This is a genomic window from Spirosoma profusum, from assembly GCF_014699005.1.
Taxonomy (GTDB): Bacteria; Bacteroidota; Bacteroidia; order Cytophagales; family Spirosomataceae; genus Spirosoma; species Spirosoma profusum.
The window spans coordinates 21509-33185 of record NZ_JACWZY010000054.1; the positions used below are offsets into that span (position 1 = coordinate 21509).

10 protein-coding genes and 1 tRNA gene are annotated in these 11677 nt (G+C 46.4%); 5 read left to right on the plus strand and 6 right to left on the minus strand.

From position 1 onward, the window contains the following. Positions 1-57: 57 nt before the first annotated feature. Positions 58-1089: a PorP/SprF family type IX secretion system membrane protein gene (locus IC229_RS32580; protein ID WP_190892764.1), complete on the minus strand. Its 1032-nt coding sequence runs from the start codon at positions 1087-1089 to the stop codon at positions 58-60. 233 nt (positions 1090-1322) lie between these two features. Here IC229_RS32580 and IC229_RS32585 point away from each other — a divergent pair, with 233 nt between their 5' ends. Both IC229_RS32585 and ruvB read left to right on the plus strand, forming a co-directional pair. Continuing rightward, the gene (locus IC229_RS32585) at positions 1323-4997 is read left to right on the plus strand and encodes a T9SS type B sorting domain-containing protein (protein ID WP_190892767.1); all 3675 of its coding nucleotides are present in this window, start codon (positions 1323-1325) and stop codon (positions 4995-4997) included. Between the two features lie 101 nt (positions 4998-5098). After that, positions 5099-6127: a Holliday junction branch migration DNA helicase RuvB gene (ruvB, locus tag IC229_RS32590; protein ID WP_190892769.1), complete on the plus strand. Its 1029-nt coding sequence runs from the start codon at positions 5099-5101 to the stop codon at positions 6125-6127. Positions 6128-6182: 55 nt separating this feature from the next. On the opposite strand, the gene IC229_RS32595 is transcribed toward ruvB, so the two are convergent. From IC229_RS32595 to era, 4 genes are all read right to left on the minus strand, one after another. Then, positions 6183-6473, minus strand: coding sequence for an ArsR/SmtB family transcription factor (locus IC229_RS32595; RefSeq protein WP_223834342.1), 291 nt, complete (start codon positions 6471-6473; stop codon positions 6183-6185). 222 nt (positions 6474-6695) lie between these two features. Continuing rightward, positions 6696-7601, minus strand: a complete 906-nt coding sequence (locus IC229_RS32600; RefSeq protein WP_190892771.1) for a DMT family transporter — start codon at positions 7599-7601, stop codon at positions 6696-6698. 105 nt (positions 7602-7706) lie between these two features. After that, positions 7707-9014: a ribosome biogenesis GTPase Der gene (der, locus tag IC229_RS32605; RefSeq protein ID WP_190892772.1), complete on the minus strand. Its 1308-nt coding sequence runs from the start codon at positions 9012-9014 to the stop codon at positions 7707-7709. A gap of 91 nt (positions 9015-9105) precedes the next feature. Continuing rightward, positions 9106-10026 (minus strand): GTPase Era, encoded by a 921-nt coding sequence (gene era / locus IC229_RS32610; protein ID WP_190892774.1) that lies wholly within the window; start codon positions 10024-10026, stop codon positions 9106-9108. A gap of 143 nt (positions 10027-10169) precedes the next feature. Between era and IC229_RS32615 the strand changes: the two genes are divergently transcribed. The 3 genes from IC229_RS32615 to IC229_RS32625 all read left to right on the plus strand — a co-directional run bounded on the left by IC229_RS32615 (position 10170) and on the right by IC229_RS32625 (position 11156). Next, positions 10170-10242, plus strand: a tRNA-Met gene (locus IC229_RS32615). A gap of 402 nt (positions 10243-10644) precedes the next feature. Next, a complete protein-coding gene (locus IC229_RS32620; RefSeq protein ID WP_190892776.1) occupies positions 10645-10914 on the plus strand; it encodes a DNA-binding protein in 270 nt (89 codons plus the stop codon). 2 nt (positions 10915-10916) lie between these two features. Then, the gene (locus IC229_RS32625) at positions 10917-11156 is read left to right on the plus strand and encodes a hypothetical protein (protein WP_190892778.1); all 240 of its coding nucleotides are present in this window, start codon (positions 10917-10919) and stop codon (positions 11154-11156) included. Between the two features lie 61 nt (positions 11157-11217). Here IC229_RS32625 and IC229_RS32630 read toward each other — a convergent pair. Further along, positions 11218-11677, minus strand: a 460-nt coding sequence (locus tag IC229_RS32630) for a hypothetical protein (protein WP_190892780.1), incomplete at its 5' end; no start/stop codon positions are given.

Consider the following 11677-nt stretch of genomic DNA (forward strand, 5'->3'; position numbering starts at 1 on the left):
AGCGAATGAGTGAAAGAGCGCTTATCCAGAACCCTCGCTCTTTCACTCATTCGCTCTTTAAAACTTCGGACAAGGCAACTTCTTGTCTTTCTTCTTAACGCCCGGCCGTCGGCCTTCGGGTTTGTCGAAAATGTAAGATATCGACAGTTCGTGCGAACCACCACTGTTACCAAGCGTCGATATTGTTACGTCGTAGCTGTATCCAATCGAGAATTTATCCATCCGCCAGCCTGCGAGTAAAGCTACTGCATCGTGGTTGTTGAGCGTCTGGTTGTATTTTTTGAAGGGAATGCCCCGGTAATACGCCCCGATCGTAAGTGGAGAGTAGGTCAGATAAGCGCCTAAATCGAGTTGGTCGTATTTGCCCTGGTGTTTGTACATAACCACAGGCGAGAAGCTAATTTCCCGGTCCATCTCATCAGCCAATCCGGTAAAGCCACCAAGTGGAATCCGCAGACCGGCGTGGATGCTGGCTTTTACGGGCAGACGCTCGCGGCCGCCAACAAAGAAACCCTGATCGGGGCGGTTGATGTGGTGTGCCGCAGCGCCAATCCAGAACCAATCTGAGTAAAAAAGGCCGCCAGTTGAGAAATCGATATACTTTTTAGTGGGTTGATTTGCCACTAGAGTTGGGTCGCCTGATACGCTTCCTGTAATAAAGCCCCGATCAGTAAACTGGTCTCCCGTCGTAAGTCCGAAATAGTTAACGCTGCGGTTTACATAAGAACCCTGCAAACCGAGCCGTACGAACGACGCTTCGCCCACCTGAAATTGGTACGCATATTGCAACCCTATATCCGTCGATTGGATCCTTCCCTGACCCTGATTATCATTCTGAATCAGTAAGCCAACCCCACTATTATATTTGTCGAAATAGTGGTCAAAGGACACCATTGTTGTTACATAGTTGGTGATGGCAGGCCACTGGTTTCGGTAATTCGCCGTGATACGTGGTGCCAGCGCCGACCCGGCAAAAGCGGGGTTCAGATACAGCGGGGCTGCGTAGAACTGAGTAAACTGAGGGTCCTGCGCGAAGACCAGGCGACTCAGGCTCAGCGTCAAAATCGTCAGTACGTATTTATTAAGCATAGTAGGATAATCAGGGCAAAGACTAGGCCAATTTTAACAGTGCAACGTTGTGATATAAAATGAAGTATATAGCAACACAACAACCTTTAAAATTAAGTGATTTTTAGGGGTGTTATGGTCTGTTCTACGATAAAATTTTAACGAAACACTTTCGTTTATACTAACGTAATGCCCCCGCTGTTGTTATGCTGTGGGACTGAAATTGAGAGGGAGGCCTTATTCAACGTTTCTTCATGTGGATTTCTAGTAAGCATATTCGGGTAATTGGTCTCTGCGCCGTGCTATTGCTGCTGGCCGGGCTACGTGTGGCCTGGGCTCAGGCAGCCCCAAGTTTTAAAGTTAGCGGTAAAGCTTGTGTACCCGATCAGGAGTGTAAAGCGGATTCGCTCACGTTTAGGGATAGTGTTCTAACTGGTGTAACGCAACGAGTTTGGGACTTTGGCGATGGAACTACTGTTACAAAGCAAAGAGATTCAGTAGCCAGACACGTTTATCAGCAGGCACGTGCCTATACGGTTAGATTAACTCGCACAGTTAATGGTGTTACTCAAACAACTCAACAAGTAGTTAATGTGGGTAATCGCCCTCAACCATTCGTAAACTGGCGGACAGATACAACGATATGTAAAAACGAAGTTCCTCTCACCCTAGACCCTTATGCAGGAGGACCTCCCCAGTCTGGGCTTCGATTTATCTGGTATCCCAAAGGTGATACTACACAAACGATACAAGTCGATAGTTCAGGATGTTACTCGGTTGAAGTGATTAACTCGGTCGGCTGCTCTTATCAAGATCGTGTTAATGTTGATATATGTGGTCAGCAGAAAGACGCACAGGGGGTAAAATGGTATTTCGGTCAAAATGCGGGTCTGGATTTCAGTGGGGGAGGATCGCCTAAACCGATCACCGATGGAAAGTTAAATACCATTGAAGGGTCGTCGTCGATCGCGGATACCAAAGGAAAACTACTGTTCTATTCCGATGGCATTACGATTTATGATAAGGACGGCAAACCCATGAAATCGCTGGTGCCGGGCGATACCACAACCACACAGATACCGTTGGGCGGTAACAAAAACTCAACCCAGTCCGCCCTGATTGTTCCAAAACCGACCTGCCGGGGTTGCGAATATCTGTACTACGTATATACCACATCAGAAATTCGTGGACAAAAAACGCTGACATATAGTGTGGTCGATATGCGGCAGGACGGTGGTAAAGGTGCTATAGTTGAGAAAAATATTCCGGTTTCTAGTTCAAGCACCGAGCAGTCGGCTTCCGTTAAGAATGAACGCGATTCAACATTCTGGGTCATTACCCGTAAATATGGGTCGAATGAGTTTGAAGCTCGGCATTTGACACGTGAAGAAGAGGTTGTTGTTGTAAAGTCTACTGGTAATCAGGTTGTTGATTCGCTGGCAAATGCTGAAGGGTATATAAAAATTGGTCCAGCCGATACTACTAGTGAATCTAATCGCCCGATGGCAGTTGTGATTCCAGGGCCCCCAAAGAATCTAATTGAACTTTATACATTTAATGACTCTACTGGTAAAATAACTTATAATCGAACTATTGATATAGGGCCAGCACCACCCAAAGCATATGGTGTTGAGTTTTCGCCTGATGGGGAAAATCTGTATGTAACCATGCTGGCCGATACAAACTCGGATGGCAGTCAGAAAGGCTCATCCTATCTACTACGCTACGATCTTTCCCAGCCGGATTCACTCATATCCAGGTCGAAAATGGTGGTCGACAGTAGTACTACACGCCAGTATGGAGCGCTTCAGATTGGGCCAGATGGTCGGATATACGTAGCGATTCAGGGAAGTCAATCGCTGGGAACGATTGAAAATCCGAATGGGGGGCTTTTAGATAGTCTGCAATTTAATCCACAAGGACAAACTTTAGGGGGACAAACCAGCCAACTTGGTCTACCTAACCTGGTGGCTAATTTTAACGATAATTCCAGCGGACCGGGACTGACTTATGGTGATACGTGTGTTAATGCGCCAACCGTATTCCAGATTAGTCCCAACTGTCCTAAGTTAAAAGAGGCTTACACGCTCGACTTTGGCGATGGCAGCCGCCCAGTTTCGACTACAACCACAGATCCTATTAATCACCCATATGCTAGACCCGGTACGTACTACGTCAGTCTGCGTATTGTCACGCGTAGTAGTAGTGGCAACGGTTTTTGTATGGATACGCTTATCCGAGATACACTCACAATTCTGGAAACGCCCCCCGACATAAATCTAGGGGCTGACACGGCCATTTGTAACAAGAAAGGAATTACGCTCGATCTGAAAGTACAGGCGAAAGTGTACGTCTGGCTCGTCAACGGAAGTATAGCCAGCCGACAGAAAACGATAAAACTCGAACGACCCGGCTATTACTACGTAGTGGGGCTGGCCGCCAATGGAGAATGCTTTAAAAGCGATACCATTGAAGTGCAGATCAAGCCCCCGCCAACGCTGGATCTCGGCCCCGATACGCTTTTCTGTTATCGTTCGTCGGTGAATATACGGGTGCCGCAGCAGCAATACGTTCAGTTTCAGTGGAGTAATGGAGAAACAACACGTAGCATTGCGGTATCGAAAGCCGGTACGTATTCAGTTACGGCGCAAACGACTCAACTGGATGGCACGACCTGTGAAAACTCGGACACCATTCGCGTAACTGAACTACCAAAAGTACGCGTGGCTGCTACGTTGACCCAACCACTTGGTTGTACATCGACCGATGGCGTGATTGAGCTTACACCAACGCCCGCTGGGAACTATCGATACGATTGGACAACCTCAGATGGAACGGCAATTGCCGATACGATAAACCGGCAGGATGCGCTAACCGAAGGAAAGTACGATATCAACGTAACGGAGGTGCTGCATGGGTGTGAAATTGATACGTCGTTCACCCTGAAATCACCAGCCAATACGTTGGCAATTACTCCGCGTGTCAGGGATGCTTTGTGTAGTGTGCCTAACAGCGGAACCATCAGCCTGAACGTAACAGGAGGAACGCCCGCTACGTATCAATGGATTGATCAAACTAAAAATATCATCGCTACTACGCCGGTTTTCGGTAATGCGGCACCCGGTTTGTATCTGGTACAGATCGTAGATGAAAAGGGCTGTAAAGCTTCGATGGATAGCATTCGGGTCGGTTTAGACAGTACCGGTCTGGCGCGATTGGGGCCTGATACGCTTAAATGCATTGGTGGGATAGTTGTGCTTGCTCCGCTCTCTGGCGATACGCCCGGTAATACGTATCAGTGGAGTACGGGCGCTACAACACCAACCATTTCCGTTGAGCAACCCGGTTCGTATAGTTTGTCAGTAGTTAATACGCAAAACGGGTGTAAGGGGCGAGCAAGTATTCGGGTCAATGACCGGCCCGCGCCGAACTTCTCGTATACGCAACAGGCATCTTTATGTGAAGGCGATTTAGGCACGGTCAGGCTATCGGCTAATGGTGCGGCTGGATTACGTTTCTTGTGGCTGATCCAGAACGACACCACTCGGAACGTAACGGTCAACAAAGCTGGCCAATACGCTGTTCAGGTAACTGATCCTCAAGGATGTACGGCTACGGGTGTTGCGCGCGTATTAAACCTGTGCGAACCCCGAGTGAACACGCCCGATGCCTTTACACCGAATAATGACGGCATTAACGACGTACTGCAAATATTCACAGCTTACATTACTGATTACGAATTCAGGATTTATAACCGCTGGGGCGAAGTCATTTTTGTGAGCAATAGTCCGGAGCAAAAATGGGATGGTACGTATAAAGGTTCTACGTATCCATCGATGCTTTATCCGTACATTGTGCAGTACCGAAGTGAGTCATTTCCAGAGCGTGGCGTCATCACAAAACGAGGTAGCGTAATGTTGCTGAGGTAGCGGAATTCTTCCCATTTTTTCGTATATTTGAGATAAAACATACGGCCCAAAAATGACCCAGTTCAGGTCAGTAATGGGCCGTATTGGTCTTAATTAAAATCATGCGAAACGACTTTTTGAAAGGCTCTACAGAGGGAATGACGGCCACCGACAAAGAGATCGAACGGGCGCTACGTCCCCTCTCTTTCGAGGACTTTACCGGGCAGGCTAAAGTCCTGGACAACCTCGAAGTTTTCGTCCGGGCAGCCATGCAGCGGGGCGACGCACTCGACCACGTATTGCTTCACGGCCCTCCAGGTCTGGGCAAAACGACCTTGTCGCATATAATCGCCAACGAGCTGAATGCAAACATCAAAATGACGTCGGGACCGGTGCTTGATAAACCCAGCGATCTGGCCGGTCTACTAACTAATCTCCAGCCAAACGACGTCCTGTTTATTGACGAGATTCACCGGCTAAACCCCATCGTGGAAGAGTATCTGTATTCGGCCATGGAGGATTACAAGATCGATATCATGCTCGATTCTGGCCCGAACGCCCGGACGGTGCAGATCAAGCTCAATCCGTTCACGCTGATTGGCGCAACGACACGTGCGGGTATGTTGACATCACCGTTACGTGCCCGATTTGGTATTAGTTGTCGATTGGAGTACTACGATGCGCAGTTATTGACCAGTATTGTGCAACGATCTTCGGCCATTCTCGGAACGCCTATCGACGAAACGGGGGCTTATGAAATTGCTCGTCGGAGCCGTGGTACACCACGTATCGCCAATAATCTGCTACGTCGCACCCGCGATTTTGCTCAGGTGAAAGGCAACGGCTACATCAACGTCGAAATTGCGGAGATTGCCCTGAGCGCGCTTGAGGTTGACCAGAATGGCTTGGATGATATGGATAATCGAATTTTGATGACGATTATCGACAAATTTAAAGGCGGGCCAGTTGGGCTGACTACCATTGCCACGGCCTGTGGTGAAGAGGCCGAAACGATTGAAGAAGTATACGAACCTTTTTTGATTCAGGAAGGCTTTTTGAAGCGAACTTCCCGTGGGCGCGAAGCCACCGAGAAAGCCTACAGGCACTTGGGTATTGTGCCCAATTTCCGAACGGGCGAATTATTCGGTTAAGCATTCTCAACATCCCGAAGGCAGTTCGCTTTCGGGATGTTTGTTTTAGTAGAGTTTAATTCAATAGTTTGCTTTTATAGATGCAGTCAATCACTTCTGCAACGGCCGTATCGACCAGGAAATAATAAATATTTTTCCCGCTACGTCGGATATCAAGAATTCCTTTGTCGCGCATATTAATCAGATGATGAGAAATCAGCGACTGTTCGGCATTGAGATTTTTGTAAATCGTCGATACGTTCAACTCCTTGTTCTCATTCAGCATCTGAATGATTTTGATGCGGAGCGGATGCGCTACTGCTTTTAGCACGTAGGCCGCTTTGTCAATGCGTTTTTCGTCGTCCATAATTTTTGTAGTGTCAATTAGAGAGAAAAATGGTAGGTAGCGGGAAATTTACTTAAAAAAAATGATACATCGAACTAACTAATTTCTTGATGTTCATTTCGATTTAATTTTTCGAGGTTATTATAAACTAATGATATGATGTGCATGCGTTGTAATCGTAACATACGACTTATCAGGCAATTATAGATGAAAAACTTTTCAAACGGTAAATTTTATTTTTAATTATTTCCCACGCCAACCTATTATAAATACCCCTGTTAATACAAAAAAAGTGCCGATTAGCTGTTCGTAACTAATCGTTTCGTGAAGAATATATGTGGAAAGAAATATTGTAAAAATTGGCCCAATACTGGCAATTATAGAGGCATTTCCCGAGCCGATTCGCTTGATTCCTTCGGCAATTAAGAATGTTGGTATCACGGTAACAAAAATGGCCATCGTGATAGCAAGCAGATACACAGGTGTTGGTATATGGGCCAGTTGCAAACCGTTTTGACTACTATAATGCGCGACAGTAGGTATAGTGGCGGCAATCATAGCATAACAGGTAAACTGCCGTGCGCCAATACGAGCGATCATCCGGTCGCTGCCAACAAGGTAAATGGCATAAACTACGCCACTCAAAATAACCCAGAATGCGCCCAGGACAACATCTTTTTGGATTGATGTTGTAACGTTTCCCCAGAAGGCAATAACTATACCCGTATAAGTCAATAACAGCGCTCCTACCTGCAAAGCCGTAACGCGACGACCTAAACCGACAGCGTTCATAATCAGAACAAAAGTTGGGTATACGAACAACAGAATTCGTTCAAGACTGGCTGTTATGTACACTAACCCCAGAAAATTGAAGAAGCTTGCTAAGTAATAACCTGTTATGCCGAATATAGCTAACGCGCTCCACTGTCTGATGGTAAGAACGGGTATTTGCTCTCCTTTTCGAATGCCGTACAAAATAATGCCGACATAGAACGGCAGCGCAAATAGCATACGTAGCGTTAACAACGTAATGGGGTCGATGGGGTACTGATAAGCCAGTTTTATTAGGATTCCTTTTGTTGCAAAACAGAAAGCCGCCAGAAAAACCAGAAAAGCCCCCAACCAGTAACCAGAGCGTTCAGCATTCATTGGTTGGGTATTTCACGCATTTGATACGTAATGAGCGTGTATATCACAAATGCCATTCAATTAGTCCAAGTGTAATTGAATGGCATTTGTGGAAACGTAACAAGGTTATTTTTGCCGGAAAAACACCGTAATGGGCACGCCAGTAAAATCGAAATGTTCCCGAATTCGGTTCTCCAGAAAGCGTTCATAAGCTTCCTGAATGTATTGGGGCAGATTGCAGAAAAACACAAACGTCGGTGAAGGCGTAGGTACCTGCAGCATGTACTTGATTTTTATGTATTTACCCTTAATCGACGGTGGCGGATACTTTTCGATTTCGGGCTGCATGGCCTCGTTCAACTTAGACGTAGCAATTTTTCGGCTTTTGTTTTCATAGACCTCCATTGCTTTTTCCATTACCTGAAAAATGCGCTGTTTTTCGTGAACTGACGCAAAAATGATGGGCAGGTAGTCGATGGGCATCAATCGCTGAATCATTTCCTTACGTAGCACGTCGGCTGTGCGGTGATCTTTTTCCACGGCATCCCACTTATTCACCATAACCACGACGCCCTTTTTGGCTTTTACAGCTTGGCCGATGATGTTCATATCCTGAGCCTCCATCCCCCGTGTGGCGTCGAGCAGGATGATACACACGTCCGAATCTTCCATAGCCTTTATCGAACGTAGCGTCGAGTAAAACTCAATATTGTCCGTAATGCGGGCTTTGCGTCGTAAACCAGCCGTGTCGGTCAGAATGAAATCTTTGCCATAGGCTTTGTAGCGCGTATCGATAGCGTCGCGGGTGGTACCGGCAATGTCGGTCACGATGCTACGTTCCTGGCCAGTCAGTACGTTCAAAAACGACGATTTCCCAACGTTTGGGCGACCCAGAATGGCGATACGTGGAATGCCTTCGTTTGGGTTTTCGATACCAGGCGTCGGAAAATGCTTGATGAGTTCATCCAGCAGATCGCCGGTTCCTGTACCGGTCATCGACGAAATTGGGTAAGGATCACCAAGACCCAGTGCGTAAAATTCGGAGGCTGCATGAGAACGTTCAGCGGTTTCCGCTTTATTGGCCACTACGTATACCGGCTTCTTCGACCGACGTAATACGTTAGCAAAATCTTCATCCAGACCCGTAATGCCCGTTTGTGTATCAACCACAAACAGCAGAGCAGTCGATTCCTGAATAGCGATTTCCACCTGTTCCCGAATCGACTCTTCAAATACGTCCTCGGAACCCACTACGTAGCCGCCCGTATCGATGACGGTAAAATAATGGTTATTCCATTCAGCAGTGCCGTAATGCCGGTCGCGGGTTACCCCACTCTGGTTGTCCATAATGGCCTGCCGCTGTTCGGTCAGGCGATTAAATAGCGTTGATTTACCCACATTAGGGCGCCCAACAATTGCAACAATATTTGCCATGATTTGAAGTGATGAACGATGAATGATGAATGATGATCAATGAGTATCTATTGAGGTAGACCACTCATTGTTTATCGATTATCATTCATCACTACTCGTCGTATCCCAACCGCTTGAGCATGCGCTCTTTCTGCCGCCAGTCGGGCTCTACTTTGACGAATTGTTCTAAAAATACTTTCTTACCGAAGAACCGTTCCAGTTCTTCACGGGCCATAATTCCCGTTTTCTTAATCATTTTGCCGCCTTCGCCAAGCAAAATAGCGCGCTGTGTTGCCCGTTCGACCAGAATTTCGGCCTGAACAACAATAATATCTTCCTTTTCCTTAAAGCCGGTAATGATCACCTCACTGCTGTAAGGCACTTCTTTCTTGTAATTCAGAAATATCTTTTCCCGGATAATCTCCGATGCGAAAAACCGCTCAGGTTTATCGGTCAGTTCGTCTTTAGGGAAATAGGGTGGGTGCTGTGGCAGGCGGGAAAAAATGCTGTCGAATACATGGTCGATATTAAACCCATTCAGAGCCGAAATCGGAATGATTTCCTGCGCTTTGAAATGTTCTTGCCAATAAGCAATTTTTTCGATTACCTGTGCCTGAATCGCCTGGTCGATCTTATTGATAATCAGCAGGATAGGTACTTCTGATTTTTGCAATCGTTCGATAACATCATTTTCATCATGCTGCTCGAAGATATCTGTAACAAACAACACTACGTCAGCATCTTCAATGGAGCCGCGCACGAAGCTCATCATAGACTCATGCAACTTGTAGATCGGCTTAATTATACCAGGTGTGTCGGAGTAAACGAGCTGGAATTCCTGACCTTGGTGAGTTCCGTTCAGGATGCCCATAATGCGGTGACGCGTTGTCTGGGCCTTCGAGGTGATGATGGAGAGCCGCTCGCCAACGAGCTGGTTCATCAAGGTTGACTTACCTACGTTCGGTTTGCCAACGATGCTTACAAATCCAGCCTTATGGTCGGCCGGAAAATTTTCAATCAGTTGTGTATTCATCCTGAGGTGATCCCGCTGGCTGATAACCAGTGGCTTTAGTTGAGAACTCCCAAACTTTGAAAAACGTTTCCAGGGTTCGTAAACTTTTTTTTACGAAGGTAGTTGATTTTATAGGATATCGTCGTACCTTTGCACTCCAACATCGCGGGATGGAGCAGTTGGTAGCTCGTTGGGCTCATAACCCAAAGGTCGCTGGTTCGAGTCCAGCTCCCGCTACTCTGAAAATCAGGTAGTTACATGAAAATGTGACTACCTTTTTTTTATACTCCCTTAAACATTTCAGGGCCCATTTGGCCTTCTCGCTGTTTTTCTTTTTACGGTCGTGCCGATACAGGCTTGATCTGTGTCCTGAAAGAATACCGTAAGGGCAAGGATTTATTGTTCAGGGGTTTACATACGATTTCCTTGCCAGATTTGAGACCCACCATAGAAGCAAAGGTAATAAGCATGGCAAGAATGGATTAGCTATCTATATGCGGACAATTCGGGGTCATCTACAACAAGGCCTTAAGTCTGGGGTATTTGTCCTTTAAATAAATTGGATATTCGTAAAGGCCAGTATTTAGACGTTGTGCAAAGCTTTTACCCATATGATTTCTATTTTGAGGCAAAAACACAATGGAAGTTATCTGTCTGCACGATGAAGCCTTTTATGCCTTGATTGACAAGGTTCTTGAACGCATTCAGCAACAGCAAGCGATCAGGGAAGATAAATGGATTTCGGGCAGCGAAGCCATGCAAAAGCTGCGCATCCAAAGCAAAACGACATTGCAGAAGCTTCGCGACGAGGTGAGCATTCGTTTCTCCCAGCCCGAAAAGAAAATCATTCTGTATGATACGGATTCGATCAACGAATATCTGAACCGAAATTCCAAAAGCACTTTCTAGCCATGAACGTAGAAGAGGAACCATCCAAAGAGTTCGTGAAAGGCTATAATCACGGCTGTCAATTGGCAAAGCACGAGCCGGAATTGCTTGATAAACTGCTACAAGCCCAAAGCGGTAATACGCCAAACGATTACAGTAGAGCAATGGTACAGGGTAAAAATCAATACGAACACGAAAAGCTCGTTGCCGAAATGAAGGCCATCCGTGAGCGGCAAAAGCAAACTATAAAAAGAAAGCGATAAATACATTCTGCCAAATACCCGTCTTAAGCTAATAGTTATTTATTAATATGAGGGGTGGGCATTATTGAAAAGAGGCTTTAAACGCTTCTAAGCTACCCAACTCTCGCTGATTGATGAAATTATCGTACATCATCAACTGAACCGTACAACTGGCCGTCAGCAAATAGGCACTGACCCGATCCAAGCCTTTATAAGGCAACATCGTATTGCCAGTCAGACCGGTAAGTTCTTTAAGGAGGGCAAACGTTGGCTCAATCGAGGGCTTCCGGCGATGGTACCTGAGCTTGCCAGCCCAAGAACCCGCCATATCATTATAGTATTGCTTGAACTGGCTCATTGACTGACCTATTTTGAAAAGGCAAGGCGTAGTCACCAGAATAGAAAAACGATTGTAGATGGCTTGTAAAAAACGAACCGCAAAATACCCGCTGTCAGCAACCACGCCCCCTAATCGCTCCTGTAAGGGAGCCACTAAGGTCTCTAAGAGTCGGTAGTCTTTGGTGGATGCGGTGGTGAGGGTA

Excerpts from the sequence above, each read along its gene's own strand:
- IC229_RS32580 (WP_190892764.1), bottom strand. The coding sequence starts at position 1,089 with ATGCTTAATAAATACGTACTGACGATTTTGACGCTGAGCCTGAGTCGC.
- IC229_RS32585 (WP_190892767.1), top strand. The coding sequence starts at position 1,323 with ATGTGGATTTCTAGTAAGCATATTCGGGTAATTGGTCTCTGCGCCGTG.
- ruvB (WP_190892769.1), top strand. The coding sequence starts at position 5,099 with ATGCGAAACGACTTTTTGAAAGGCTCTACAGAGGGAATGACGGCCACC.
- IC229_RS32595 (WP_223834342.1), bottom strand. The coding sequence starts at position 6,473 with ATGGACGACGAAAAACGCATTGACAAAGCGGCCTACGTGCTAAAAGCA.
- IC229_RS32600 (WP_190892771.1), bottom strand. The coding sequence starts at position 7,601 with ATGAATGCTGAACGCTCTGGTTACTGGTTGGGGGCTTTTCTGGTTTTT.
- der (WP_190892772.1), bottom strand. The coding sequence starts at position 9,014 with ATGGCAAATATTGTTGCAATTGTTGGGCGCCCTAATGTGGGTAAATCA.
- era (WP_190892774.1), bottom strand. The coding sequence starts at position 10,026 with ATGAATACACAACTGATTGAAAATTTTCCGGCCGACCATAAGGCTGGA.
- IC229_RS32620 (WP_190892776.1), top strand. The coding sequence starts at position 10,645 with ATGGAAGTTATCTGTCTGCACGATGAAGCCTTTTATGCCTTGATTGAC.
- IC229_RS32625 (WP_190892778.1), top strand. The coding sequence starts at position 10,917 with ATGAACGTAGAAGAGGAACCATCCAAAGAGTTCGTGAAAGGCTATAAT.